The 25450-nt window shown below is 70.1% G+C and carries 22 protein-coding genes and 2 tRNA genes; 8 read left to right on the top strand and 16 right to left on the bottom strand.

Translation table 11 applies throughout. The features are described 5' to 3' along the window. Positions 1 to 3 precede the first annotated feature (3 nt). From ehuA to ACIA8X_RS06880, 3 genes are all read left to right on the top strand, one after another. On the top strand, positions 4 to 780 hold the full coding sequence (gene ehuA / locus ACIA8X_RS06870; protein WP_393457527.1) for an ectoine/hydroxyectoine ABC transporter ATP-binding protein EhuA: 777 nt from the start codon (positions 4 to 6) through the stop codon (positions 778 to 780). A 191-nt stretch (positions 781 to 971) separates the two neighbouring features. Beyond that, a complete protein-coding gene (locus tag ACIA8X_RS06875) occupies positions 972 to 1736 on the top strand; it encodes an IclR family transcriptional regulator (RefSeq protein WP_393457524.1) in 765 nt (254 codons plus the stop codon). A 100-nt stretch (positions 1737 to 1836) separates the two neighbouring features. Next, positions 1837 to 1910, top strand: a tRNA-Lys gene (locus ACIA8X_RS06880). A gap of 123 nt (positions 1911 to 2033) precedes the next feature. On the opposite strand, the gene ACIA8X_RS06885 is transcribed toward ACIA8X_RS06880, so the two are convergent. The 5 genes from ACIA8X_RS06885 to ACIA8X_RS06905 all read right to left on the bottom strand — a co-directional run bounded on the left by ACIA8X_RS06885 (position 2034) and on the right by ACIA8X_RS06905 (position 7820). Further along, positions 2034 to 3695, bottom strand: a complete 1662-nt coding sequence (locus ACIA8X_RS06885; protein WP_399457917.1) for an AMP-binding protein — start codon at positions 3693 to 3695, stop codon at positions 2034 to 2036. Positions 3696 to 3744: 49 nt separating this feature from the next. Further along, positions 3745 to 4260, bottom strand: coding sequence for a hypothetical protein (locus ACIA8X_RS06890; RefSeq protein ID WP_393457518.1), 516 nt, complete (start codon positions 4258 to 4260; stop codon positions 3745 to 3747). 96 nt (positions 4261 to 4356) lie between these two features. Next, entirely contained in the window at positions 4357 to 4974 is a 618-nt protein-coding gene (locus ACIA8X_RS06895) for a lytic polysaccharide monooxygenase (protein WP_399457918.1), read from the bottom strand. Between the two features lie 154 nt (positions 4975 to 5128). Beyond that, positions 5129 to 6256 (bottom strand): SPFH domain-containing protein, encoded by a 1128-nt coding sequence (locus ACIA8X_RS06900; RefSeq protein ID WP_393457512.1) that lies wholly within the window; start codon positions 6254 to 6256, stop codon positions 5129 to 5131. A gap of 58 nt (positions 6257 to 6314) precedes the next feature. Next, the gene (locus ACIA8X_RS06905) at positions 6315 to 7820 is read right to left on the bottom strand and encodes a peptidoglycan-binding protein (protein WP_399457919.1); all 1506 of its coding nucleotides are present in this window, start codon (positions 7818 to 7820) and stop codon (positions 6315 to 6317) included. A gap of 183 nt (positions 7821 to 8003) precedes the next feature. Between ACIA8X_RS06905 and ACIA8X_RS06910 the strand changes: the two genes are divergently transcribed. The 4 genes from ACIA8X_RS06910 to ACIA8X_RS06925 all read left to right on the top strand — a co-directional run bounded on the left by ACIA8X_RS06910 (position 8004) and on the right by ACIA8X_RS06925 (position 13243). Further along, positions 8004 to 8077 (top strand) — tRNA-Lys (locus ACIA8X_RS06910). A gap of 174 nt (positions 8078 to 8251) precedes the next feature. After that, entirely contained in the window at positions 8252 to 8968 is a 717-nt protein-coding gene (locus ACIA8X_RS06915) for a FadR/GntR family transcriptional regulator (RefSeq protein ID WP_393457506.1), read from the top strand. Positions 8969 to 9290: 322 nt separating this feature from the next. After that, a complete protein-coding gene (locus tag ACIA8X_RS06920; RefSeq protein ID WP_399457920.1) occupies positions 9291 to 11309 on the top strand; it encodes a glycosyltransferase family 2 protein in 2019 nt (672 codons plus the stop codon). After that, positions 11306 to 13243 (top strand): galactose oxidase-like domain-containing protein, encoded by a 1938-nt coding sequence (locus ACIA8X_RS06925; RefSeq protein WP_399457921.1) that lies wholly within the window; start codon positions 11306 to 11308, stop codon positions 13241 to 13243. The genes ACIA8X_RS06920 and ACIA8X_RS06925 overlap by 4 nt, the downstream gene beginning before the upstream one ends. Before the next feature lie 88 nt (positions 13244 to 13331). Here the strand turns inward: ACIA8X_RS06925 and ACIA8X_RS06930 are convergent, their stop codons facing one another. Then, positions 13332 to 14360, bottom strand: a complete 1029-nt coding sequence (locus ACIA8X_RS06930) for a glycoside hydrolase family 6 protein (RefSeq protein WP_399457922.1) — start codon at positions 14358 to 14360, stop codon at positions 13332 to 13334. A gap of 198 nt (positions 14361 to 14558) precedes the next feature. On the opposite strand from ACIA8X_RS06930, the gene ACIA8X_RS06935 reads away from it, so the two are divergent. Then, on the top strand, positions 14559 to 15356 hold the full coding sequence (locus ACIA8X_RS06935) for a GAF and ANTAR domain-containing protein (protein WP_399457923.1): 798 nt from the start codon (positions 14559 to 14561) through the stop codon (positions 15354 to 15356). Between the two features lie 263 nt (positions 15357 to 15619). On the opposite strand, the gene ACIA8X_RS06940 is transcribed toward ACIA8X_RS06935, so the two are convergent. The 10 genes from ACIA8X_RS06940 to ACIA8X_RS06985 form a co-directional block, all read right to left on the bottom strand. Further along, complete coding sequence (locus tag ACIA8X_RS06940; RefSeq protein WP_393457491.1) at positions 15620 to 16285, bottom strand: class F sortase; 666 nt, start codon at positions 16283 to 16285, stop codon at positions 15620 to 15622. 259 nt (positions 16286 to 16544) lie between these two features. Then, positions 16545 to 17144 carry a hypothetical protein gene (locus ACIA8X_RS06945; protein ID WP_393457488.1) on the bottom strand — a complete coding sequence of 200 codons (600 nt, stop codon included), beginning with the start codon at positions 17142 to 17144 and terminating at the stop codon, positions 16545 to 16547. 97 nt (positions 17145 to 17241) lie between these two features. After that, positions 17242 to 18021, bottom strand: a complete 780-nt coding sequence (locus tag ACIA8X_RS06950; protein WP_393457485.1) for an HAD-IIA family hydrolase — start codon at positions 18019 to 18021, stop codon at positions 17242 to 17244. Positions 18022 to 18103: 82 nt separating this feature from the next. Beyond that, positions 18104 to 19642, bottom strand: a complete 1539-nt coding sequence (locus tag ACIA8X_RS06955; RefSeq protein ID WP_399457924.1) for an alkaline phosphatase family protein — start codon at positions 19640 to 19642, stop codon at positions 18104 to 18106. Positions 19643 to 19812: 170 nt separating this feature from the next. Beyond that, complete coding sequence (locus ACIA8X_RS06960) at positions 19813 to 20868, bottom strand: 2-aminoethylphosphonate ABC transporter substrate-binding protein (RefSeq protein ID WP_399457925.1); 1056 nt, start codon at positions 20866 to 20868, stop codon at positions 19813 to 19815. 58 nt (positions 20869 to 20926) lie between these two features. Beyond that, on the bottom strand, positions 20927 to 21724 hold the full coding sequence (locus ACIA8X_RS06965) for an ABC transporter permease (protein ID WP_399457926.1): 798 nt from the start codon (positions 21722 to 21724) through the stop codon (positions 20927 to 20929). After that, the gene (locus ACIA8X_RS06970; protein ID WP_393457476.1) at positions 21711 to 22493 is read right to left on the bottom strand and encodes a 2-aminoethylphosphonate ABC transporter permease subunit; all 783 of its coding nucleotides are present in this window, start codon (positions 22491 to 22493) and stop codon (positions 21711 to 21713) included. Before ACIA8X_RS06970 ends, ACIA8X_RS06965 begins: the two co-directional genes overlap by 14 nt. Then, positions 22486 to 23547 (bottom strand): ABC transporter ATP-binding protein, encoded by a 1062-nt coding sequence (locus tag ACIA8X_RS06975; protein WP_399457927.1) that lies wholly within the window; start codon positions 23545 to 23547, stop codon positions 22486 to 22488. The genes ACIA8X_RS06970 and ACIA8X_RS06975 overlap by 8 nt, the downstream gene beginning before the upstream one ends. Continuing rightward, positions 23544 to 24251, bottom strand: coding sequence for a phosphonatase-like hydrolase (locus ACIA8X_RS06980; protein ID WP_399457928.1), 708 nt, complete (start codon positions 24249 to 24251; stop codon positions 23544 to 23546). The genes ACIA8X_RS06975 and ACIA8X_RS06980 overlap by 4 nt, the downstream gene beginning before the upstream one ends. Beyond that, entirely contained in the window at positions 24248 to 25372 is a 1125-nt protein-coding gene (locus ACIA8X_RS06985) for a TIGR03364 family FAD-dependent oxidoreductase (protein ID WP_399457929.1), read from the bottom strand. Before ACIA8X_RS06985 ends, ACIA8X_RS06980 begins: the two co-directional genes overlap by 4 nt. Positions 25373 to 25450 lie beyond the last annotated feature (78 nt).

Raw genomic sequence — 25450 nt, forward strand, 5'->3', positions numbered from 1 at the left:
CTGATGAAAGATCCCGACGCGAGCGCCAACCCGCCGGTGGACGGCGGCGAGCTGATCCGCTTCGACCACGTCACCAAGCGCTTCGGGTCCAACACCGTGCTCGACGGGCTCGACTTCTCCGTCGCGTCCGGCAAGCACGTCACCCTGATCGGCCCGTCCGGCTCCGGCAAGACGACGATCCTGCGGATGCTGATGACCCTGATCAAGCCCGACGAGGGCACGATCAGGGTCGCCGGGGACCAGCTCTTCCCGGCCCCGGAGAAGCAGGTCCGCGAGGTCCGCAAGAAGATCGGGATGGTGTTCCAGCAGTTCAACCTGTTCCCGAACATGACCGTGCTGCGGAACATCACCGAGGCCCCGGTCACCGTCCTCGGCCTGTCCAAGGACGAGGCGGAGGCCCGCGCCCGCGAGCTGCTGGACATGGTGGGTCTCGCCGACAAGTGCGACGCCCGCCCGACCCAGCTGTCGGGCGGCCAGCAGCAGCGGGTGGCGATCGCGCGGGCGCTGGCGATGCGGCCGCAGGTACTGCTGCTGGACGAGGTGACGTCGGCGCTGGACCCGGAGCTGGTCGCGGGCGTGCTCGACGTGCTCCGTGACATCGCCCGCACCACGGACATCACCATGCTCTGTGTGACTCACGAGATGAATTTCGCCCGGGACATCTCGGACCAGGTCCTGATGTTCGACTCCGGCCGGGTCATCGAGTCCGGCCCGCCGGAGAAGATCTTCAACGACCCCGAGAACGACCGGACCCGGGAGTTCCTCAGCGCGGTGCTGTGACCTCGGTCTGCGGTGACTCCGGTCGACGGTGCATGCCTTTGTCATATGCCAGAGTGCTAGACCGCAGTTGAGGGCATCGCAATCTCGTCAACAACCGCTCACTACAAGCCTCTTGCCGGTTATCGTGGTGGGGATTGGCTGACTGCAACCCGGCCCAATTCGAAAAGCGATGTGCGACCGCAGGGGGAACCGTGGCGCTGACGCACGAGCCGACCGCGCCGTACCACTCGGCCCAGGACGCCCTGCGCGTCCTGGAGACCGTGGCGCGGCACAGCACCGGAGTCACCGACGCCGAGCTCGCCCGGCAGACGGGCATAGACCCGGAGCGCCTGACCGGCCTGCTGCGGATGCTGCGCCGTGAGGGCTACGTCGAGCAGGTCGCCGACGGCGCGTACGTCACGGGCGACGCGCTCACCCGACTCGGTTCCGCGCAGGGCCGCGAGCAGGCCCTGCGCGAGAACCTCCAGCGCACCCTGGACCGGCTGCGCGACTCGGTCGGCGCCGCGGTCTACGTCAGCCGGTATGTCGACGGCGAGGTCAAGATCGACCAGTACGCCGCCGGCCCGGCCACGCCCGTGGTCAACGAGTGGGTCGACTTCCGCTCCTCCGCCCACGCGACGGCGATCGGCAAGAGCCTGCTCGGCCAGCTCGACCACAACGGGCGGCGCGACCACCTCTCCCGCCACAGGATGGCCCGCCTCACCTCACGCACGATCACCAGCGACAGGGTGCTGCTCTCCCGCCTGGATTCCCAGCCGCCGACGGTCCCCCACCTCGACCTCCAGGAGTACGCGGTGGGCACGGTGTGCGCGGCGGTCCCGATCACGGCCGGTTCGTCGGTGGGCTGCCTGGCCCTGTCCCTCCCCGTCGAGCACGCCCACCGCCTGAAGCAGGCGGCGGACACACTGAACCGGAGCGCGACGCCGGTGCTGCTGTCGCTCGCGATCCAGTCCTGACCGCCACGCGCGACGGTGGTCGGAAGCACCCCTGAGCACCAGGTAGTATTTTTCTCGTCGCCGCCGCGAGACACATCAAAACGCGGTCGGTGAGGGTCATGCGCCGCTAGCTCAGTTGGTTAGAGCAGCTGACTCTTAATCAGCGGGTCCGGGGTTCGAGTCCCTGGCGGCGCACAGACGAAGGGCCTCTCGTGGGAGCGGGAGGCCCTTCGACGTATGCCAAGACATCCGCCCTCTTCGAGACCGGCCCCAAAGGGCGGCTGGGGGTCCGGGGGTTACCCCCCGGGAAATGCAGCATCAGCGGGTCCGGGGTTCGAGTCCCTGGCGGCGCACAGACGAAGGGCCTCTCGTGGGAGCGGGAGGCCCTTCAACGTATGCCAAGACATCCGCCTCGGTCAGCCTCCGGTACGCCCGCTCCCCGGCCGGCCGCCACCACACCGGGTCGGCGCACCGCACCCCCTCCCTCCTCAGCCCCGCCCGATGGATCTTGTTCGTCGCGGTCACCGGCATTCGCTCCACCACCCGCACGAAACGGGGCGCCATCTTCGTCCCGAGATCCGGCTGGGCGGCCAGGAACTCGGCGAATCCCGCCGCATCGAACTGCCCCGCGATCGTCGCCATGACCTGGTCCCCGGTGACCGGGTCCGGCACCGCGTACACGGCGACGGCGTCCGCGCCCTCGTACCGGGCGAGGATGTTCTCGATCATCGCGGCGGACAGGTTCTCGCCGTCCACCCGGAGCCGGTCGTCACCGCGCCCCGCGAAGTACAGATAGCCCTCCGCGTCCCGGCAGAACAGGTCCCCCGTCCAGTACCAGCCCGCCCGCCGCCGCTCCGCCTCCGCCTCGGGGTTGCGCCAGTACCCCTCGAAGGGGTTCGGCCCCCGGTTGACCAGCTCCCCGATGGCCTCGTCCCCGTTGACCAGCCGCCCGCCCGCGTCGAAGACGGCCGGCGGACACTCCGCACAGGTCTGCGGATCGAGTACGACGAGCCCGGGCGCCGCCCGCCCCACGGCCCCCGCCGGCGTTCCCGGCGACCACTGCACGGCGGCCCCGCCCTCGGACGACCCGTACCCCTCCACCAGCCGCACCCCGAACCGCCGCTCGAACGCCGCCGCGTCCACGGCGCCCGCCTCGGTGCCGAAGCCGAGCCGCAGCGCATGGTCCCGGTCGGCGGGGCCGGGCTCGGTGGCGAGGAGGTACTGGATCGCTCGGCCGACGTAGGTGAAGTACGTCGCCCGATACCGCCGTACGTCCGCCAGGAACCCCGACGCCGAGAACCGTCGCCGCAGCGCCACTCCCGCGCCGGCCGCGAGGGCGGGGGCCCAGTCGGCGATGACCGCGTTGCCGTGGAACATCGGCATGCAGACGTAGTGCACGTCGTCGGGGCGGACGGCGAACTGGTCGGCCAGGGAGCGCCCGGCCGCCGCCAGCCGGCCCTGGGTGCAGATCGCCGCCTTGGGGGCGCCGGTCGAGCCGGAGGTGAAGTAGAGCAGGAGGCGGTCGTGCGGGGTGGCGCGGGAGGGGTCGGGGCGGGCGTCGGCGTAGGGCGCGAGCAGGGCGTCGTAGTCCGCCGAGTCGGTCGACAGCAGGCGTACGCCGGGTAGTTCGAGGCCGTCGAGCAACGGCAGATGGGCGCGCTCGGTGATCAGGATCCGGCACTCGGTGTGCAGGATGTCGCGGGCGAGTTCGGGGCCCCGGCGGGTGGGGTTGATCCCGGCGACGGCCGCTCCCGCGAGGGCCGCCGCGCTCAACCACAGGGGGTATTCAGGGGTGTTGTCGAGCAGGACGCCGATGTGCGAACGGGGTGGCACGAGGTCGGCCAGCAGGGCCGCCCGGGCGGCGGCACCCTGCGCCACCTGGTGATGGGTGAGCGTCTGCCCTTCGCACCACAGCCCCGGCCGATGGTCGCCCCATCGACCGGCGACGAGTTCCGCGACCGTACGCCTGTTGGACTCCATGGCGGCGCACGGTAGTTGATGGATCGTCAGATGTGGAGAGTCCGGAGGGTCACGGGGTGATCGTGACGCCGTCGACGACGACGGTGTTGGTGGTGTCGTCGACGTCGTCACCGAAGCCGAACTCGTCGGACATCTGGTTGTACGTGACCATGAAGCCGACGCAGAACACCGCGACCACCCCGAGGAACGCCAGGATGGCGACGGTCGACGCCGCCAGCTTGGCCCGGCTCGGCGTCTTGGCCGTGGCGACCACATCGCGGCCCTCGGCGTAGTAGACGGTGACGAAGTCACCCTCCAGGATCGTCGCCGGGCCGTCCTCCTCCTCGAAGCGGACCGTCCGGCCGTCGTGAGCGGTGAACTCGTAGACGTGGTGCATCGTCGTCCGCACCGAGGTGTCGCCGCTGCCGCCGTGCGTCGTCGTGAACATCCGCAGGCAGCGCCCCTCCGCCGTCAGACCGCTGTTCCAGGCGCTTCGCACCTGCAGGGAGCGGCGCACCACGCGGTACGCGCCGAAGAGGACCACGGCCAGGATCAGGCCGGGCACGAGGTAGAAGATGAGGTCCATGGTGCTTCCCCCGAGGTCAGGTACTGCTCGTGTGGGGAACCTACCCCCGAGGGAAGCGCGCCTTACTCAAGTAACGCTCAGAGATCGGGAACCCGATCAGAACGTGACGTCCGAGCAGGCGTAGAACGCGTTGCTCGTGTCGTGGACCGTCCACACCGCGAGGATGACGTGATGGCCGCTCAGCCCGGACGGCAGGGTGCCGCTGTGGGAGAGCGTGGCCGGGGGCCGCTGCCCGTTGTACGGGACCGTCAGGAACGGGGTGAGGTTGAGGTCGGAGCGGGCCAGGTTGTGGTTCTGGTTCCAGCCCGGCTTGGTGACGTAGTACTTGAAGTCGGTCGTGGCGTGCATGGCGGTGAACTGCCAGCGGAACGTGTAGCTCTGACCGCCCGACACCCGGGTGGTGGGCCACGCGGCACCGGACGGCGTCGTCGGGGCGCTGAGCTGGCCGAACTGGCCGAGACCGGCGTTGCATATCTGTCCGTCGGCCGGGCCGGAGCCGGGGAAGCCCTTCGGGCCCTCGACGCTCTGCGGCTCCCACTGGATGGAGCCGCAGTTGGTCACGGTGCCGTTCTGACAGAGCTTCTGCCGGCTGATGGGGAGGTCGGTGTAGCCGTGACTGCTCGCGCCTCCGGCGGAGAGCACGAGGGCCCCGGCCGTGGTGAGTCCGAGCGCGGCGGCGTACCACTTGGTCTTCCTGTTGGTCTTTCTGCGCATGCTGCTGCTCCTGGGAACGTGGGGGAAGTTCGGCGAGCTTGCAGGTCTAGACCAAGTCCCAGATTATTGCTGACCGTTGAACATGTCCATACCAATCGAGGGACATGTTCGACGGGCTTTCGACGGGCAGTCGGGCGAACGTCCGGGGCAGGCCCTAGGCGCCCGACTCGCCCCGCCCCACGCAGAAGGCCACCGTCAAGTCCTTGACCAGCGCCTTGCGTTCGTAGTCGTCCAGCTCGACCAGACCCCGCACGGTCAGCCGCGTGACCGTGTCCTCCACCGAATCGACGACCGAGGTGAGCATGGTCGCCCGGTGCTGCGCGTCCAGCGCGGCGATACGGCGACGGTGCATGGCGGCGGCGACCTCGGGCGCGTACTCCACCCGCAGCGGCCGCACCGAGAACACCTCGATGCCGACTTCCCCCGCGTCCCGTACCACCAATCGGGTCAAGGTGTCCGTGGCCGTCTCGACGGACCCGCGCGTGGCACCCGGCATCTCCACCGGCACCCGGGCCAGCGCCGCCTCGACGCACTCGCGCAGATACGTCTCGTGGTCCTCCACCCCGAGCGTCGCCCGCGCGGTGTCCTTCACCCGCCACACCACCAGGACGACGGCACGCAGCGCGACCCCGTTGCCGTCCGCCGCCGGCATCTGCTCGCTGCGCCAGTGCCGCAGCCGTACGTCGACCCGGCGGCGCAGCAGCAGCGGGTTGACCCACAGCAGGCCGGTGCGCCGGACCGTCCCGCGGTAGCGGCCGAACAGCCCCAGCACCCACGCCCGCCCGGTCTGTCCCCGCGCCAGCCCGCCGAGCCCGAAGAGCCCCAGCGCCCCGGCCCCCGTGTACGCCGCCCACTGCGCCGGCCCCAGCCCCGCCCCCGCGGACACCGGCAACCCCAGCGCGTCCACCGCGAGCGGCGGCAGCACCCCGGCCCACCACGAGGTGGCCAGGCACCCGGCCGCCCCGCAGGCCCCGGCGAGCAGCCCCGCCGCCCCGGGCAGCACCCGCGCGGGCCGCTCCACCAGCTCGGGGTCGACCTGCGGCTCGGGACGCGGCTTCGGCTGCGTCGGACGGCGCACCCGCGGCTGCTCCCCCGTGCCCTGCCGACGCGCCACGACCGTCGGGCTGAGCGGCACGGACACCGGGTCGGGGCCGTCGCGGAACAGCAGGTGGACCGGGATCTCGGTGGTCACCTCGTTCTGGATCAGCCGCCCGGGGCGAGCCGCCGCCCCTGCGTCCGGGCCGCCCTCCGAGTCGGGTGTGTGAGAAGTGGTCGTGGTCATGCGTGCCTCCAGCCTCCGCGCCAGATGCGTCACAAGGTGGTTGTGAGAACGCCGCCGCCTACGCGAACAGCCGCCGCCAGGTCTCCGGCCCCGGATAGCCGTCCGCCGCGCCGCCCCGCCAGCCCTGGGCGCGCTGGAAGGCTTCGACGGCTCGCCGGTCCGTCTCACCCCAGCGCGATCCCGGTCCGGTCCTGTAGTGCTTGCCGAATCCCTTCTTCACCAGTTGTCTGCCGAGCTGGGTGACGTATTTGTTGTTGGCGCCCTGCCGGAACATCGCCCGCCCCGGATACCCCGCCACCCCGTGCGACGCCGGCACCGCCTGGCCGTCCGGCCCGATCGACCCCTCCGGCTGGACGTCCATGCCCTTGCCCGTCACCAGCAGCGTCCACGTCCGCGGCCCCGGCAGCCCGTCCGCGTCCCGGCCCCGCCAGCCCTGCGCCAGCTGGAAGGCCCGGGTGGCCCTGCGGTCCGCGTCGGTCCAGCGCGGGCCGGGGCCGGAGGGGAAGTACCGGCCGGCGCCGCGCTCGACGAGCATGCGCCCCAACTGGGTGACGTGCTTGTTGTTGGCCCCGGGGCCGAAATACGCCTGCCCCGGGTACGGCACCGCGCGCTTGGCGCCGTCCGGCTTGGCCGAGGCCGGCTTGGCCGAGGCCGGCTTGGCCGAGGCCGGCTTGGCCGAGGCCGGCTTGGCCGAGGCCGGCTTGGCGCCCTCCGGCTTGGCGGAGTCCTGCTGACCGGTGTCCGGCTTGGCGGACTCCTGCCGCCCGGTGTCCGGCTGCTCGGTGTCCGGCTTGACGGCGTCCAGCTGTCCGGTGTCCGGTTTCGTACCCGTCACAGTGCTCACCAGCCCCTTGTAGCGGTAGGCGACATAGCGGTCGGAGTGGCTCCAGTAGGCGAACGGGATGGTCAGCCGACGGGCGTGGGGGCGGGTCGACTCGTAGGCGACGTAGTGGGTGTGCCGGTAGTCCGTCCAGCCGCCGAAAATGACGACGTGCGAGCCCCGCCGGGGGTCATCCGGATTGTGGAACAGCAGAATGTCGCCGGGCTGCAGATCCTCCCTCGCGATGCGTACGCCGTACTGGTCGAGGCTGCCCGTCCATTCGTTTCCGGGCAGCTTCCAGGCCATCGAGACAAAGCCTGAGCAGTCCTGCCGGTATCCGTCGGACCAGTACCGGGACATGCTGTACGGCACCTTCGCGGAAACCCATTTCTTGGCCCGCTTGATGATCTCCGCGCGGGTGGCCGCGGGCGTCTTCACCGGGCCCGGCTTGGCCGGCTGCCCGCCCGGACCGTGCAGCGGGGCCTTGCCGCCCTGGGGTGAATCCGGCTCGTCAGCTGCGGGAACGCCCGGTCGATCGGCGGCGTGGGGGATGGCCAGGGCCGGGGCCGTGTGGCCGACGGCAAGGGTGGTGGAGGCGGCTGCGGCGACGATCAGCGCCCGGCCTGCCGCCGGGTGGCGAGCGGTCGTGGAATGCGGCAGGACGCGTCGCCAGTGAACGCATCCGGGGCAGTCGCAGTCACTCTCCGGAGAGAATTCCTCGAATACCGGAGCCCGAGTCTCCATGCGATTCCCCTCACACTCCAGTTGGAAATTTCCACAGCTGTACACACCGTCAGTTTCACAACTGTCTTCCGGACTCGCATGTTGACGGTCCGAATGGTTTACGGCGACCCGGACGCACCCACCCGCTCCCGACCGGTGGTCAGGAGCACCCCTGCAGGTCATGTAGGGTTAACGAGTCAGTACGCGCCGCTAGCTCAGTTGGTTAGAGCAGCTGACTCTTAATCAGCGGGTCCGGGGTTCGAGTCCCTGGCGGCGCACGATGACGATGGCGAGTCATGATCGCAAAAAGCGCGATCATGACTCGCCATCGTCGTTTCTGCGCGGCTGCGCCGCGCGTTGTGGGGGCTCCGCCACCCACACCCCCTTCGGTCCGGAAGCCCCTCGTGCAAGCGAGGGGCTTCCGGCGTGTTTGGCCGGATACTCTCTGGCCCATGGCAGCGCGTGACCTTCAGGAGCGGATCAAGAAGCTCATCATCGACCGTCGGCTGCCCTCCGGCGCCCCGCTGCCGACGGAACCCGAGCTGATGGAGCATCTGGGGGCCAGCCGGAACTCCGTGCGTGAGGCGCTCAAGGGGCTCCAGGCGATGGGCATCGTGGAGATCCGGCACGGGTTCGGGACCTACGTCGGCACGATGTCACTCGCCCCGATGATCGAGGGCCTCACCTTCCGCACGGTCGCCGGGCACTACCGCGGCGAGGACACCTTGCTCCAGCTGCTGCAGTTGCGGGAGGCGATCGAGACGGGGCTGGTGTCGCGGCTCGCGGGGCGGATTCCGGACGCGGACCTCGTTGAACTGGACGCGCTCGTCGACCGTATGGAAGAGCAGGCGGCGCACGGCGGCGACGGCATCGCCGAGACCGACCGGGCGTTTCACGCCACTCTCTACCGAGGGTTGGACAACGCACTGCTGGGCGAGGTCATGGAGGCGTTCTGGGACGCCTTCCACCGCGTCCACACCGATCTCGGCGGCGCACCGCAGGATCCCCTGGTCACCTGCCGGCAGCACCGGGAGATCGTGGACGCGGTGCGGTCGGGCGACGCGATACAGGCGGAGGAGGCCATAAGCGAGCACTTCGGCAACATCCGCGCCCGCGTGTCCACAACGGATACACAAGACCCCCACAGGTGCCACAATGAGCGCGTATGACCGGTAAACACCTCGTTTCGCATCTTGCGATCATGTGGAACGGCGTGGAGCCTGGTGATTGGTTTTTCAAGATGCTGCGGATTCGCGGCAGTTGGGGGGCAAGGAGCCGGTTGCCGGTTTTTGCGGGGAGTAGGGGGCCCCGTTCATGACCGCATGCCGAGGGGGGCATGATGCAACCGGAAGGTCGCGTTTCCATGTCTAAGGTGTGGAAGATGTGGTGACTGCGGCCCACCACTGATACGCCTGTGGAGGTCGAGGGGGATCGACACAGTCGTAAGGAACCGACAGACACGCGGTTGACCTGCGTGTGGGGGGATGACTCATGACGTCGACGCCGACGGGCGCCCGGCAGAACTTCGACCCGTCTCAGACAACCCAGCTCAGGGTGCCATCGCAAACCCGGACCGGGGCCTTTCGCCGGATCAAGAAGACGCTGCCGAAGTACGACTACGAGCACTACAGCCGGCTGGCCGGTCCCCTCACCCAGCCCGACCCGAACAAGCCGTACCGGGTCGAGTACCGCACGCTGATCTCACAGGAGCCGCACCGGATAAGGGTCGCGCTGATGCTCGCCGCGGCCCCGGTGCTCTCGCTGGTCCTGCTGTTCTGGCTGCTGCAGCCCGAGCACTGGACCGAACGGGACTACCCCGCCTTCGACTTCCTGCCGGCGCTCGACATGGTCATGCTGGTCTCGATCGGTCTGATCGAGTTCTTCCGCTGCATGAACGTGCTGTCCAACGCGCACGCCACGCTGGTCGCCCGCGACCCGATCCCGGTGGTGCCGGAGACCGGCACGAGAGTGGCCTTCCTCACCTCCTTCGTGCCCGGCAAGGAGCCGCTGGACATGGTGACGAAGACCCTGGAGGCGGCCGTCAAGCTGCGCCACCGGGGCCTGCTGCACGTCTGGCTGCTCGACGAGGGCGACGACCCGGAGGTCAAGGAGGTCTGCCGGCGGCTCGGCGTGCACCACTTCTCCCGCAAGGGCGTCGCCAAGTGGAACCAGGCCAAGGGCCCGCACCGCGCCAAGACCAAGCACGGCAACTACAACGCCTGGCTCGACGCCCACGGCGACGACTACGACTTCTTCGCCTCGGTCGACACCGACCACGTGCCGCTGCCCAACTACCTGGAGCGGATGCTCGGCTTCTTCCGCGACCCGAACGTCGGCTTCGTCATCGGGCCGCAGGTGTACGGCAACTACGACAACTTCGTCACCAAGGCCGCCGAGTCGCAGCAGTTCCTCTTCCACGCCCTGATCCAGCGGGCGGGCAACAAGTACGGCTCCCCGATGTTCGTGGGTACGTCCAACGCCGTACGCATCAAGGCGCTCAAGCAGATCGGCGGTCTGTACGACTCGATCACCGAGGACATGGCGACCGGGTTTGAAATCCACCGCCACAAGAACCCGGCTACGGGGAAGAAGTGGCGATCCGTGTACACGCCGGACGTGCTCGCCGTCGGTGAGGGTCCCAGCGCCTGGACGGACTTCTTCACCCAGCAGATGCGCTGGTCGCGAGGGACGTACGAGACGATCCTCAAGCAGTACTGGAAGGGCTGGTACTCGCTGCCGCCGAGCAAGCTCTTCAACTACACGATGATGATCATCTTCTACCCGATGTCGGCCCTCAACTGGATCCTGGCCGCGCTGAGCTGTGCGCTGTTCCTGGGCCTGGGCGCCTCGGGTGTGAACATCGACCCGACGATCTGGCTGATGCTCTACGGCAACGCCTCCGCGCTGCAGATCGGCCTGTACGTCTGGAACCGCCGCCACAACGTCTCGCCGCACGAGCCCGAGGGCTCCGGCGGTGTGGCCGGCATGGTGATGTCCGCGCTGTCCGCGCCGCTGTACGCGAAGGCGCTGGTCGACTCGGTGCTGCGCAAGAAGAGCAAGTTCGTGGTCACCCCCAAGGGCGACTCCGCGAGCCCCGACCGGTGGTTCGGGACCTTCCGGTATCACTGGTACTTCATCGCGATCTTCGGTGCGTCGATCACCGCCGGCTTCGTGTACGGGCACTCGCACCCCGCGATGATCATCTGGGCGACCTTCGCCATGCTGATCACGGCGACGCCGATCTTCGCCTGGCGCTACATGCTGCGGCAGGACAAGAAGAAGCCGTCCGCCACGGTGCCCGCGCAGACCGGGCCGCAGGAGGCGGTGGCGACGGGCCCGACCTCGGTCCCGTACCAGCCGCAGCCGCTGCCGCTGCCCACGCACGCCGCACAGCACGCGCCCCACGGCCAGCACAAGCCGAGTTGGGCCGCGTCGAACGGCGGCGGCACCTCAGGCAACGATCAGACCATGCAAATTGCCCTGGGTGGACTTGGGGGACGTAAGGAATGAACGACCGTGCAGGCCGCCGCCGTGCTCGTCGACTCGCGATAGGCACGGCGGTGGTGCTCGCGCTGGCCGGAATGAACGGGCCGTGGCTGTACCGCGTCGGCACCGAGAAATACCACCAGTACCAAATCAACAGACCCGAGTACAAAGCCGAGAACGGCAAGTGGGAGATCGTCGACTTCCCCGAGAAGTACCGCCAGAACACCATCCACGCGGCGCTCCTGCACACCGGCAAGGTGCTGCTGATCGCGGGCTCGGGCAACAATCAGGACAACTTCGACGCGAAGAAGTACGACACCCGGATCTGGGACCCGGTCAAGGGCACGATCAAGAAGGTGCCGACGCCGAACGACCTGTTCTGCACCGGCCACACCCAGCTGGCCAACGGCAACCTGCTGATCGCGGGCGGTACGAAGCGCTACGAGAAGCTCAAGGGTGACGTCACCAAGGCCGGCGGCCTGATGATCGTCCACAACGAGAACCCGGACGAGCCGATCACGCTGCCCGCGGGCACCAAGTTCACCGGCAAGGAGAACGGCCAGACCTTCGTCTCCAAGGACCCGGTGCTGGTGCCGCGCGCGAAGAAGGTCTTCGACAAGGCGACCGGCAAGTTCCTGCGCAACGACCCCGGCCTCGGCCGGATCTACGTCGAGGCGCAGAAGAAGGGCGCCAAGTACGAGACCGGCACCCAGGACAACTACCGCATCCAGGGCCTGACCGGCGCCGACGCGCGCAACACGTACGGCATCGCGCAGAAGCTCGCCCTCGACAAGAAGGACTTCCAGGGCATCCGGGACGCCTACGAGTTCGACCCGGTCGCCGAGAAGTACATCAAGGTCGACCCGATGAAGGAGGCCCGCTGGTACCCGACGCTCACCACCCTGGGCGACGGCAAGATCCTCAGCGTCTCCGGCCTCGACGACATCGGCCAGCTGGTGCCGGGCAAGAACGAGCTGTACGACCCGAAGACCAAGAAGTGGACGTACACGCCGAAGGTACGGCAGTTCCCGACGTACCCGGCGCTGTTCCCGCTGGAGAACGGCAAGATCTTCTACTCGGGTGCGAACGCGGGCTACGGCCCCGACAACGTGGGCCGCGACCCGGGCATCTGGGACGTCGCCACCAACAAGTTCACCAAGCTGCCCGGGCTGAGCGATCCCAAGCTGATGGAGACCGCGGGAACCGTGCTGCTGCCGCCGGCGCAGGACGAGAAGTACATGGTGATCGGCGGCGGTGGCGTCGGCGAGTCCAAGGAGTCCAGCGAGAAGACGCGGCTCATCGATCTGAAGGACGACGACCCGAAGTTCGTGGACGGGCCGCCGCTGGAGAAGGGCACGCGGTATCCGCAGGCTTCTGTGCTGCCGGACGACACCGTGCTGGTGTCCGGTGGTTCCGAGGACTACCGGGGCCGCGGGGACTCCAACATCCTCCAGGCGCACCTGTACAACGCGGGCACGGGCGCCCTGGACCGGGTCGCCGACCCGCTGGTGGGCCGCAACTACCACTCCGGGTCGATCCTGCTGCCCGACGGCCGTGTGATGTTCTTCGGCTCGGACTCGCTGTACGCCGACAAGGCCAACACCAAGCCGGGGAAGTTCGAGCAGCGGATCGAGATCTACACGCCGCCGTATCTCTACCGGGACGCGCAGCCGTCGCTGTCGGGTGGGCCGCAGACCATCAAGCGCGGTGGGACGGGCACGTTCGGTTCGCAGCACGCGTCGTCCATCGAGAACGTGCGGCTGATTCGGCCGAGTGCGTCGACGCATGTCACGGACGTGGATCAGCGATCGGTCGCGCTGGACTTCAAGAAGTCCGGGGACAAGATCACGGTGAGTGTGCCGACGAATCGGAATCTGGTGCCGTCGGGGTGGTACATGCTGTTCGTGACGGATGATCAGGGGACGCCGAGCAAGGCGCAGTGGGTGAAGGTGCCGTAGCGCTCCCGCAGGTTGTTCTTAGGGTGCGGGAGCGCTGTGGCTGGTCGCGCACACGCGGCGGAGCCGCATATGTCACAGCCCCGCGCCCCTAGGGCGTTGTCGCCTTGGCGAGTTTCAAGGCGTAGTCCGCCCACCACTCCCCCGCCTTCGGCCCGCCCTTGCACTCGCCGTCCGACTCGCCCGGGCGCTTGACCCACACATACGCGTCGACCAGCGGGTCCGTCGTCTTCGTCGTCGGGGTCTCGCCCAGTGCGCGGCCCGGTGGGTTGCACCAGCGTTCGTCCGGGTTGCCCTCGGTGTAGGGGCCGTTGCCGTTGCGGCTGGTGTCGATGACGAAGGGCTTGTCGCCCACCTTGGCGGAGAGCTCCTTGCCGTACGTGATCGAGTCCTCGGTCGTGTAGAAGTTGGAGACGTTGACCGAGAACCCGTCGGCCTGGTCGATGCCCGCCCGCTTCAGCGGGTCGAAGATCTGGTCCGGGTGACCCCAGCCGGCGTTGCCCGCGTCCAGGTAGACCTTGGTGTTCTTCAGGGACTTGAGCTTGGCGACGGCGCCGCTCAGGAGGTCGTAGCGCTCCTCGTGGTACTCCGGGGCCGTGCAGTTGTCGACCATGTGCAGTACCGCGTCCGGCTCCAGGATCACCGTCGTCTCACGGTCGCCGATGCCCTTGGCGACGCTGTCGACGAACGCCCGGTAGGCGTTGCCGTCCGCGGCGCCGCCCTCCGAGAACTGGCCGCAGTCGCGGTGCGGGATGTTGTAGAGGACGAGCAGCGCCGTGCGGCCCGCCTTGTCGGCCGCCTCGGTGAAGCCGCGTGCCTGCTCCTCAGGGCTCTCCGGGCTGATCCACTCGCCCGTCGGCTGCTCGGCTATCTTGCGGATCTCCTCGGCGTCCTCCTTCTTGCCGTCCTTCTGGTAGGTCACGACCTGCTGCGCCGCGTTCCCGTCCGGGTTCACCCAGAACGGGTCGGTGCCCTTGGGCTGCTGACTGATCCCGGCGCCGTCCTGGGGCTCTTCGCCGTCCCCCGAGGACGAACAGCCCGCGACCAGCAGTGCCGCCCCCAGCGCGACCGCGAACGTCCGCGCACGAGCGCCCCTCGAGGCCCCCCTCTTCAGGTACATCCAACTCCCCCTTGGGTGCACTGTTCCAAGGCTCAATCCTGACATACCCGCCGTGGGACACACGAGGTCGCCGAGCCTTGTCGGAGAGCTGTTACAGCCACCGGTACGGCTCCCCGGCACAGCTCGGACGAGCAGAGTAGGTTGCGCGTCCATAGGGCGCGGTCCACAGGGGAGAACAGGGGAAGGGGAGGGTGCGTCATGCACCGGTCCACCCGGGAGATACGGCTGGCGGAGGCGTTGGTGGAGTCGGCGGACACCCTCGTCGACGACTTCGAGGCCGCACACTACTTACCTCGCGTCGCCGACCACTGTGTGCGGCTGCTGGGCGCGCGGGCGGCCGGGTTCATGCTGATCGACGAGGGCGGGACGGTGTCGCTGACGGCGAGCGACGCACACCGGGAGGTCGCGCTCGATCTGCTGCGGGCCCAGCGCGGCGGCGGGCCCTGCCTGGACAGCTACGGCTCAGGACGGCCGGTGTCGCCGGTCTCGATCGGGGCGGCCCCGACCGCCGCCCGCTGGCCGGAGTTCACGGAGCGGGCGCTGGCCCACGGCATCGTCGGCACCTTCGCGGTGCCGGTACGCCGCCATGAGCGGCTGCTGGGGGCGCTCAACGTCTTCGTGGCCGCGCTTCCCGCCGAGGCCGCCCCGCCCGGCGACACCGCTTCCGGCGACGGCACGGAGCTGCGGCTGGCCCAGCTCATCGCCGACTGCACGGCTCTCGGGCTGCGGAACCATGACACATACGTCCAATGCCGCACCCTCGCCGGTCAGTTGCAGCAGGCGCTGTCCAGCCGGGTGCGCATCGAGCAGGCCAAGGGCATGCTCGCCGAGCGCTGGAACACCGCGGCCGACCATGCCTTCGTGGCGATGCGCCAGTACGCGCGCCGCCGTCAGCTGCCCCTGGACCGGGTCGCGCAGGCCGTCATCGACCGGGTCGCGGACGACGCCGAGTTGCGCCGGGAGGCGGGGCGCGGGGACGGCGAGCCACGCGCGTAGCCGGCCCGTTCTCCGTTCGCAAGCCGGGCGGGCGCCCGCCGCCATCTGAACCTCTAGGCCGCGGCGGCCATCCGTTCTAGAGTCTTCCCCGGACGGCCCCAGCCCTCGGTCGGACAATCCCCCACTGGTCACACCAGACCTCCCGCGCCGTCGCCGGGTTACTCCCGCAGCCCGTGCGCGCGGTTGAGGACCAGCCCGGTCGGCGGCTTCGGGGGAGCGGTCGTCGACCGGGCCAGGTGGGGCGGCAGGGCAGTACGGCCGCGTCACAGCCCCGTGCCCGTGAGGTACGCCGACACGATCACGTTGGCCGTGTAGCTGCGGGTCGTGCGGTCGAAGGTGCCGCCGCAGGTGATCAGGCGGAGTTCGGCCCGGCCCAAGTGGTGGGCCCCGTAGGCCTGGTGGGCGTCGAAGCGGTCGCGGGCCACGACGCGCACGTTGTCCACGGTGAACTCGGCGACCCTGCCGTCGTCGCGGAGCACCCGCACCGTCGCGCCGGGCTTCAGCGCGCTGATCCGGTGGAAGACGGCGGGCCGGGTCTCGGTGTCGACGTGCCCCACCATCAGCGCGGCCCCGACGGCCCCCGGCTTCACCCCGGCCGCGTACCAGCCGACGTCACCGGCCCGGTCGTAGGGCGGCGGATCGATGGCGCCCCGCGGGTCGAGTCCCCGGGCGGCGACCGGTGCCCGCACGCCGAGCTCCGGGATGTCGAGGCGCTGCGGCAACGCGTCCCCCATCGGCCGGGCGGCGGTCGGCAGGCGCACCTGCTGCGGCCGTCCGACCGCGGCGACGTCGCCCGAGACCGGCGCGGACACGGCCTGCCGTACCTCGGTGACCTCCCGCCCCCACAGCCACAGCCCGAGCAGCAGCACGGCCCAGGCCACGCCCATCATCAGGCGGCCGCCGTGCGAGGAACGTTCGTCGTCGTACATGGTCAGCGCGGCCCGCCTCGCGGCCTAGGGGGTGTTTTCTGGATCAGGCCGGCTGTAAGGAACGGTGCGTATCGGCCGAGCCGAGCGGGGGGCGATGGGGGTGCCCCCGCGCGAGCCGGGCGAAGCCGGTTCGAGCGTGGGGGAGCGTGCAGCTGCAAGGCGGAGGAGGGAGTCGACGCGATGGGGGTCCCCCCTCTGGGGGAGCGCGTGCCAGACCCCGCGACGCCGGCATGATCCAGAAGACACCCTCTGGGGCCGGTCACCGCTGCCCACCCGCCTCCCGGGTGAACGCCTCGCGCTGCTGTCGGCTGCGGCGGGCGCTCCTGAGCGCGACGGCCGTGGCGGCGACGCCCGCGAGGAGCAGCCCGGTCACCGTGTGCGCCGTGCCGGGGCCGGCCGCGCGGGCGTCCACGACGGCGAGGTCTGCGCTGCCCCCGCCGCCCGCCTGGACCGGGGCCACGGGAGAGGCCGGGGCCGACGGCTGCGCGCCCTGCTGTCCGGACCGGTCCGCCGTCTGCCGTACGACGGTGATCGCGCCCTCGCCCGGCGTGTCCCCGCAGGCGACCTTCACGTCGTACGTCCCCGCCTTCAGCGTGGAGCGGACGCGGCTCTCGCCGACGAGTGTGCCGTCGGCGCCGACCGTGAGGCGGGCGTCGGCGACGAACGCCGCGGAGACGGCCGTCGCCGTCCTCTGCGGGCAGCCGCTCACGCGCAGCGCGATGTCGCTGCCGGGGTGCGGGGACGACGGACTGACCGAGACACCTCCGACCGCCTCTCCGTCCGCCGCGTGTGCCGTCGGGATGACGGCCACCGCGCCCAGAGCGGCGATCGCGCAGAGAGTGACTCGCAGTGATCCCATCGTGAACCTCCAGTTATCTGGAGGCTCCCCCCGGAACACGGGCCCCGCATCCTCAATGGGGCCCGCACTGCTCCGTACGGGTCGTGTTGCCGCCGTTTCAGATCCGGTCGACGAGGTCCGCGATCGAGTCCACGACCTTGGACGGCCGGTACGGGAAGTTCTCGATCTGCTCGGGCCGGGTCAGGCCGGTCAGCACCAGGAACGTCTGCATGCCGGCCTCGATGCCCGCCAGTACGTCGGTGTCCATCCGGTCGCCGATCATGGCGCTGGTCTCGGAGTGGGCGCCGATGGCGTTCAGGCCGGTCCGCATCATCAGCGGGTTCGGCTTGCCCGCGAAGTACGGCTGCTTGCCGGTCGCCTTGGTGATCAGCGCGGCGACGGCGCCGGTCGCGGGCAGCGGGCCCTCGGTCGACGGACCCGTCTCGTCGGGGTTGGTGCAGATGAACCGGGCGCCGGCGTTGATGAGCCGGACCGCCTTGGTCATGGCCTCGAAGGAGTAGGTGCGGGTCTCGCCGAGCACGACGTAGTCCGGGTCGTGGTCGGTGAGGATGTAGCCGATGTCGTGCAGCGCGGTGGTCAGGCCCGCCTCGCCGATGACGTACGCCGATCCGCCCGGCCGCTGGTCGCCGAGGAACTGGGCGGTGGCCAGCGCCGAGGTCCAGATGTTCTCGATCGGCACCTCGAGGCCCATGCGGTTCAGCCGGGCGTGCAGGTCGCGTGGGGTGTACATCGAGTTGTTGGTGAGGACGAGGAAGGGCTTGCCGGAATCGCGCAGCTTCTTGATGAAGGCGTCGGCGCCGGGGATCGGTACTCCCTCGTGGATGAGCACACCGTCCATGTCGGTGAGCCATGACTCGATGGGCTTGCGGTCTGCCATGTTGCTGTGCTCCTGGCCTGCGTACTGCATACGGGATGGGCGGGGGCGCCGGAACCACGGCGTACCGACGCCCCCAGCGTAATCAGGACTGGCTGATCCTGACCCCGTCGATCACCCAGTACCAGTTGTTGGACCCGGTGTAGCGGAACCGGAAGCTCACCGTGGAGGCCCCGGAGGGAACGTCGACGGAAACGGACTGCGGCTGGGAGACGACGTCGGAGGTGTAGCTCCTGACGACGGTGGGCGTACCGCCGTTGAAGGAGGCGAGGATCTGGGCGCTCTGGGAGCCCTCCTGCCGGTAGAGGGTGGTGAAGTCGAGCCGCACCTCGGTCTTGCCGGTGACGTCGTACGCGGGGGTGACGAGGGTCGAGTCGTAGGTGCCGGAGAAGGTCTTGTCGGCCCACTCGTCCGAGTCGGCGACCGCGAAGACGCCCCGCGCGCGGACGTTGAGCTCACGCCACTGGTCGCGCTGGGTGCGGGACCAGAACTCGTCGGTGGCGAAGGCCCAGCCGCGCCACTCGGTCATGCCGCCGGTGCCCATGGCGTTGTTGATGACGGACCATCCGCTGGGCGGGGTGTGCGTGAAGCCGAGCACGCCGGCCGGGATGCCGGTCTCGTCGACCCGCGCGGTCAGGGCGGGCCGCAGGGCGTCGAAGGGGTCGGCGGAGCGCTCCTGGAGGGGCGTGCCGTCCAGGCCCCAGGCGGGATCGACGGTGATGCCGAGGTGCTTGAAGACGGTGGGTACGACGTCGACGAGGCGGGTGTCGATGGGGCGCGCACCCTCGGCGATGCCGGGCCCGGTAGCGAGGACGAAGGTGCGCCGCTCCTCGACCGACGAACCGCCGTGGCCGCCCGCGTCCAGGTGGCCGTGGTCGGTGACGACGATGACCGTCCAGCGCTCGGAGGCGTGGTCGGGCCGGGCCTTGATGGCGGCGCGCAGCCGGCCGAGGTAGGTGTCCTGGACGGCGATCTGGTCGAGGTAGGCCTGGCTGCCGGCGCCCTGGTTGTGGCCGACGATGTCGGACTGGCCGAAGTAGACGAACAGGACGTCCGGGTTCTGGTCGCGGATGATCGCCTCGGTCTCGGCGGCGATGGTGGCGTCGTGGCCGGTGTATCCGTCGCGGTCACCGTCGAGGACAAGCTTCGCGTCCGCGCCGGGGGTGACGGTGCCCTGGGTGTCCAGGGGCTTCCAGTCGACGGCCGCGTAGGTGGACAGCGCGGGCCGGAGCTGGGCGAGGCGGGCGAGCAGGCCGGGATACCGGTCGTACTTCTTGCCGGCGAAGGAGTTGTCCTTGACGCCGTGCTTGTCGGGCCAGACCCCGGTGGAGACGGTGGACCAGCCGGGGCCGGACGAAGTGGCGGCCATCGGGCCCGCGTACAGCAGCGACGTGCCGTACGTGCCCTCGCTCATCATGGCCTTCAGGTGCGGGGCGTCGGCCGCGTCGATGCGGTCGTGCCGCAGGCCGTCCATGCCGACGAGAAGCACCTTGTCCTTGCTGGTGCCCTTCGGGAGCGTGGGGACGGCATGGGCCTGGGAGGCGGCGGAGGCGCCGAGTGCCACGGTGGTGGCGGTCGCCGCGGTGGCGGTGAGGACGGTACGTCGGGACAGCGGTGGTGTCACGTGATCCTCCTGAGACAGGTGTGCGCGGGCATGGCGAGCGCCCCCGGTTGTCGTGCCCGGGGGCGTTGCGCGAGGGAGAAGCGGGGGCGTTGGCCGAGGGAAGGGTGGGAGAAGGCCGGGGAGGAGGGGGGCGAGGGAGCTGACCGGCGGGGGTCAGCTGTCGGCGGGCGTCAGCTGCCGGTGGCCGACTTCCAGGCCTCGACGTAGGTCGTCAGGTTCGCCTCGATGTCGTCCCAGTCGGGCTCGAAGACCTCGACACCGTCCATGATCTTCGCGAGGGCGACGGCGTTGGCGTCGGTGGCCTTGACGTCCTCGCGGGCGCTGAAGCCGCCGCCGATCTCGCTGACCTGCCGCTGGGCGCTCTGGCTCAGCATGAAGTCGAGGAGCTTCCTGCCGTTCTCGGTGTGCGGGGCGTCGGTGACGAGGCCGGCGGCGTAGGGCAGGGCGAAGGTGGTGGGCCTGCCGCCCTCCCTGGCCGGGAACCAGATGCCGAGGTTCGGCATGGACCTGGACTGGGCGAAGTTCATCTGGACATCGCCGTTGGCGACGAGGAGTTCGCCCTTGTCGACCTTGGGGGCGAGCTTGCCGGTGGAGGCGGACGGGCCGACGTTGTTGGCCTGGAGCCTGCCGAGGTACTCCATGGCGGGCTTCTCGCCGCCGAAGTCGTGCATCGCCTTGATGAGGACGGCGGTTCCGTCGCCCGCGACGCCCGGGGTGGAGTACTGGAGCTTGTTCTTGTACGAGCCGTCGAGCAGTTCCTCCCACGTGGTGGGAGCCTGCTTCAGCTCGTTCCTGTTGTAGATGAACCCGAAGTAGTTGTTGACGACCGAGGTCCAGGTGCCGTCGGCCGCCTTGTCGGCGCCGCTGACCTGGTCGGAGGCCTTCGGGGCGTACTTCTGGAGCAGGCCCTTGCCGTCGGCCTGCTGGATGAAGGGCGGGAGCGTGACGAGTACGTCGGCCTGCGGGTTGGGCTTCTCCCGGGCGGCGCGCTGCACCATCTCGCCGGAGCCGCCCTCGACGTACTCGACCTTGATGCCGGTCTGCTGCTCGAAGTCCTTGAAGACGCGGTCGTACCAGCCGTCGCCCTTCTCGCCCTTGAGGCCGTCGGCGCTGTAGACGGTGACGACCTTCTCGTCGGAGGCGGCCGAGTTGCCGCCGCAGGCGGACAGCAGCGGGGTGGCGAGGAGGGAGAGGGCGACCGCGAGCTTGAGGCTGTTTCTGGGCATGGCGGGGTGAACTCCTTGCGCGTTGAGGGTTTTCGCGAGCGGGCTCGGGCTTACGGGATCAGCGGTACGAGGCTCTGGTGCGGACGCGGGACACGGCGAACAGCGCGAGCAGGGTCGCCGCCATCAGGACGACCGCGAGGGCGGAGCCGACGAAGAGGGAACCGCGGTCGGTGGCCGCGTAGATCAGGACGGGGAGCGGGGTCCAGTCGGGCGGGTAGAGCATCATCGTGGCGCTCAACTCGCCCATGGACAGGGCGAAGCAGAGGCCGGCGGCGGCGGTCAGCGACGGCAGCAGGAGCGGGAGCCTGACCCGCCACAGGACATACGCGGGCCGGGCACCGAGGGAGGCGGCGGCCTGTTCGTACGCCGGGTCGAGGCGGGCGAGGGCGGCGGACACGGACTGGTGGGCGAAGGCGGTGACCAGGACGGTGTGGGAGAGGATCACGATCTCCCGGGTGCCGTTGAGCAGGAACGGCGGCTTGGAGAAGGCGACCAGGATCGCGAGGCCTACGACCACGGAGGGCACGGCGACCGGGAGGACGAAGAGGGCATCGAGAACCCTGCGGTACCGCCGCTTCAGCCCGGCCGCCGCGAGGGCCGCCCAGGTACCGGCGGTCAGGGCGAGCAGGCTCGCGGCGGCGGCCGTGAGGAGGCTGGTGGTGAGGGCCTTGAGGGCCTCACCGCGGGTGGCGGCGCTGTAGTGACCGGTCGTGAAGCCGGAGGGCAGCGCGCTCGACCAGTTGGTGGCGAAGGAGGCGCCGAGGACGACGAGGAGCGGCAGGGCGAACAGGGTCAGGAAGAGGACGAGGAACAGGGCCCATACGGCCCACTTGGCCCCGCGGCTATGCACCAGCACGGCGGCTCACCACCCGGTAGAGGCCGTAAAGACCCACGGAGATCAGGACGTTGACGACGGCGACCACACAGGCGCCCGGGTAGTCGGACTCCAGGATCGCCTTGCTGTAGACGAGCATCGGCAGGGTCGTGACCCCTTTCGCGCCGGTGAACAGGACGATCCCGAACTCGTTGAGGCACAGGACCAGCACGAGGCTGCCGCCCGCGGCGAGGGCGGGCACCGCCTCGGGGAGGATCACCCGGCGCACGATGCGCAGCGGGCGCGCGCCGAGCGAACCGGCCGCCTCCAGCTGGGCGGTGTCGAGCTGGGAGAAGGCGGCGAGCAGGGGTCGTATGACGAAGGGCGTGAAGTAGGTGATCTCGGCGAGGAGCACGCCCCAGGGCGTGGTGAGGAACTGGAAGGAACCGACGATGCCGGTCGTGCCGTAGATGAACAGCAGGGCGAGCGTGATGAGGAAGGACGGGAAGGAGAGATAGACGTCGATGAACCTGGCGACCGCCTTCGCCCCGGGAAACGGCACGAAGGCGATGACCAGCGAGAGCGCGAACCCGAGCACCAGACAGCCGACGGTGGAGGCGAGCGCCAGCCAGACGGTGGTCCACAGAGCATGCCGGAAGGCCTCCGAGGCGAAGACGTCGGCATACGGCTTCAGGGAGGTGCCGCCGGTGTCGGGCTGGACGGACTGCTGGAGGACGAGGGCGAGGGGGTAGAGGAAGAGAAGGGTCAGGACGGCGACGGGTGGCACCGTCCACAGCAGCCGCCTATGCATCGGTGACTCCTGCGGGCAGCAACGTCGCGTCCTCGGGTGCGAAGTGCAGCGTCACCGAATCCCCGTGCGTGGGCGGGTCCTTGAGTTCGCGTACGTCCGCCATGACGCGTTGGCCGTCCACGTCGACGTAGAGCCGATGGGTGGACCCCCGCCACTGGATCTCGCCCACTCGGCCGGCGAGTTGGTTGGGCCCGTCGCCGAGGCCGACGAGGTGGGGCCGTACGCAGAGGGTCGCCTTCGCGCCCGGAGCCGCACCCTCCGTGTCCACCCTGAGCTCGCCGCCCCCGAAGGTCACCCCACCCGAACCCACCGTCACCGGCAGCAGGTTGGCGTTGCCGACGAAGGACGCCGTGAACTCGTTCGCCGGGGAGCGGTACAGCTCCCGCGGGGTGCCGCAGGCCTGCACGCGGGCCCTGTCCATCACCGCGATCCGGTCGGCGAGGGTGAGCGCCTCGATCTGGTCGTGGGTGACGTACAGGATCGTCACGTCGGGCAACTCGCGGTGCAGCCGGGCCAGTTCGGCGAGCATGCCGGAGCGCAGGCGGGCGTCGAGGGCGGAGAGGGGTTCGTCGAGGAGGAGGACGCCGGGGCGGACGGCGAGCGCGCGGGCGATGGCGACTCGCTGCTGCTGGCCGCCGGACAGCTCGCGCGGGTGACGGCGGGCGTAGGCGGCCATGCCGGTCATCTCCAGGGCTTCGGCGACCCGTTCGCGGATCTCGGCCCTGGGCACCTTCGGGGCCTTCTGCGCCTTCAGTCCGAAGGCGACGTTCTCCTCGACCCGCATGTGCGGGAAGAGGGCGTACTGCTGGACGACCATCCCGATGCCCCGCCGGTACGGCGGCAGGCCGGTCACATCGCGCCCGCCGAGGAACACCCGCCCGGAGGCGGGCCGTACGAACCCGGCGACCGCCCGCAGCGCGGTGGTCTTTCCGGAGCCGGACGGCCCGAGCAGCGCCATGAACTCGCCGGGCTCGACGGTGAGGTCGAGGGAGTCGAGGACGACGTTGCCGTCGTAGGCGACGGTGACGGAGTCGAAGCGGATGCCGCCGTTCATGTGCCTTCCCCCGCGAGCACTCCGGGCAACTCCGCGACGGAGCCAAGGACATGGCTCGCCCCGGCTGCCCGCAGCGCCTCCGCGTCGTGCGCGCCGGTCAGGACGCCGGCGACGACACCCGCGCCCGCACGGACCCCGCTGAGCATGTCGTACGAGGTGTCGCCGACGACGGCCACCTGGCGGACGGCGTCGGCGGCTCGCGTCCGCAGGAACGCGGTGAGGACCATGTCCGGGTACGGCCGCCCCCGGCCCCCCGCGTCGGCGGGGCACAGGGTGAGGGGGACCAGGTCCTGCCAGCCGAGCGCGGCGAGGATGGCGTCCTGGGTGACCCGGGCGAAGCCGGTGGTCAGAACGACGGTGCGGCCATCGGCCCGGAGTTCCTCGATGGCCTCGCGGGCGCCGGGGACCGGTGCGACGAGCCCGCCGTCGACGAGTTCGCCGTACGCCTTCTCGAAGGCGCCGTTGGCGCGCTGTGCCCGCTCCTCGTCGCCGAACAGGTGCCGGAAGACGGAGATCTTGGACTCGCCCATGGTGACGCGTACGTAGGCGAGCTTGTCGTCGTGGTCGGGACTGCCGGGCTCGACGCCCAGTTCCGCTGCGGCCGCCGCGAAGGCCCGCTCGACGAGGCCGCCGTCGGCCACGGTCGTACCGGCCATGTCGAGCACGACCAGCCGTATCTCCTGATGGAGCGTCACTGTCTTCACCAACCCTGTCCGTTCGCGGTGGTCTCGGCTATCGCGGGCGAGCAGGTCATGCCGCGCCCGCCGGGCCCGGTGACCAGCCACACCCCGTCGCGCACCTGCTGCCGGTGCACGACCCGCCCCGGGTCGGTGCACTGCGCGTACACCCCCGCCCAGCGGCGCCGGATCTTCGGCAGCGGGCGGCCGAGGAGGGACTCGACGACCTCGGTGAGGTGGTCGTAGGGGTCCTCGACGGTGTCGAAGGCGAAGGGGTGCTCGTACTCGTGGGTGTCGCCGATGGTCAGCCCGCCGTCGGCGCGCTGGACCATGAGCAGCTGCATACGGTGGGCCGCGGCGGTCTCGGCCTGCGGCTGACCGGCGTTGAGCCGGTCGAGTGCGGCGGAGGCGTACGCCGGGTAGTAGCGGAAGCTGTCCGCGTCGGCGACCGACGTGGTCAGCGGCTCGCCGAGCGGGTCGGTCTGCATCATCTGGAGGCGGACGCGGCGCACGGGGAGGTCGGGTCCGGCCAGCTCGCGGACGAGGCCGCCGAGCCAGGCGCCGGTGCACAGGACGACGACGTCGCCCCCGTGCACGTCCCCGTGGTCGTCGCGGACGGCACCGCGGCCGATGACCTCGCGGACCTCCCGGCCGGGCCGGAAGGTGTAGTTCGGGGACTTCAACAGCTCGGCGCGCAGGGCGAGTTGGGCGGTGCGCGGCTCCACGGCCGCGTCGCGCTCGCAGTACAGGGCGGCGGTGAACTCGCCGCGCAGGGCGGGGTTCAGGGCGCGCGCCTCGTCGGCGGTGAGCAGCTTGTGGCCGCGGGCGGCGGCGTCCTCGCGGGCCACGGCGGCCTCGGCGACGGCGAGTTCGAGATCACCGCGGACGGGGGTCAGGGAGCCGTTCGGCCGGAAGCCGAGTCCCGGGACGCGCGCCCCGATCTCCTCCCACAGCTCCCGCGCCCGCAGGGCGGTGTCCAGCTCCTCGCCGCCCGCGCGTCCGCTCACCCAGATCTGGCCGAAGTTGCGCAACGAGGCGCCGCGAGCCTCCGCCTCGCGCTCGATCTGTACGACCTCATGGCCGCGTTCCACTGCTTGCCAGGCGTGCATGGTGCCCACCACGCCGGCTCCGACGACTATCACTCTCACGACGGCCACGCTCCTCGGGATCTGGGAACCGGAAAGGTCCGGCTACCAACGAGAGCGTGAACTGGCCATCACGTTTGG

This window comes from Streptomyces sp. NPDC051738 (genome assembly GCF_044453205.1).
Lineage (GTDB): Bacteria > Actinomycetota > Actinomycetes > Streptomycetales > Streptomycetaceae > Streptomyces.

Bases quoted from the DNA above. Each gene is read 5' to 3' on its own strand.
- ehuA (WP_393457527.1), top strand. From the start codon at position 4: ATGAAAGATCCCGACGCGAGCGCCAACCCGCCGGTGGACGGCGGCGAG.
- ACIA8X_RS06885 (WP_399457917.1), bottom strand. From the start codon at position 3,695: ATGGAGTCCAACAGGCGTACGGTCGCGGAACTCGTCGCCGGTCGATGG.
- ACIA8X_RS06890 (WP_393457518.1), bottom strand. From the start codon at position 4,260: ATGGACCTCATCTTCTACCTCGTGCCCGGCCTGATCCTGGCCGTGGTC.
- ACIA8X_RS06895 (WP_399457918.1), bottom strand. From the start codon at position 4,974: ATGCGCAGAAAGACCAACAGGAAGACCAAGTGGTACGCCGCCGCGCTC.
- ACIA8X_RS06900 (WP_393457512.1), bottom strand. From the start codon at position 6,256: ATGACCACGACCACTTCTCACACACCCGACTCGGAGGGCGGCCCGGAC.
- ACIA8X_RS06905 (WP_399457919.1), bottom strand. From the start codon at position 7,820: ATGGAGACTCGGGCTCCGGTATTCGAGGAATTCTCTCCGGAGAGTGAC.
- ACIA8X_RS06915 (WP_393457506.1), top strand. From the start codon at position 8,252: ATGGCAGCGCGTGACCTTCAGGAGCGGATCAAGAAGCTCATCATCGAC.
- ACIA8X_RS06920 (WP_399457920.1), top strand. From the start codon at position 9,291: ATGACGTCGACGCCGACGGGCGCCCGGCAGAACTTCGACCCGTCTCAG.
- ACIA8X_RS06925 (WP_399457921.1), top strand. From the start codon at position 11,306: ATGAACGACCGTGCAGGCCGCCGCCGTGCTCGTCGACTCGCGATAGGC.
- ACIA8X_RS06930 (WP_399457922.1), bottom strand. From the start codon at position 14,360: ATGTACCTGAAGAGGGGGGCCTCGAGGGGCGCTCGTGCGCGGACGTTC.
- ACIA8X_RS06935 (WP_399457923.1), top strand. From the start codon at position 14,559: ATGCACCGGTCCACCCGGGAGATACGGCTGGCGGAGGCGTTGGTGGAG.
- ACIA8X_RS06940 (WP_393457491.1), bottom strand. From the start codon at position 16,285: ATGTACGACGACGAACGTTCCTCGCACGGCGGCCGCCTGATGATGGGC.
- ACIA8X_RS06945 (WP_393457488.1), bottom strand. From the start codon at position 17,144: ATGGGATCACTGCGAGTCACTCTCTGCGCGATCGCCGCTCTGGGCGCG.
- ACIA8X_RS06950 (WP_393457485.1), bottom strand. From the start codon at position 18,021: ATGGCAGACCGCAAGCCCATCGAGTCATGGCTCACCGACATGGACGGT.
- ACIA8X_RS06960 (WP_399457925.1), bottom strand. From the start codon at position 20,868: ATGCCCAGAAACAGCCTCAAGCTCGCGGTCGCCCTCTCCCTCCTCGCC.
- ACIA8X_RS06970 (WP_393457476.1), bottom strand. From the start codon at position 22,493: ATGCATAGGCGGCTGCTGTGGACGGTGCCACCCGTCGCCGTCCTGACC.
- ACIA8X_RS06975 (WP_399457927.1), bottom strand. From the start codon at position 23,547: ATGAACGGCGGCATCCGCTTCGACTCCGTCACCGTCGCCTACGACGGC.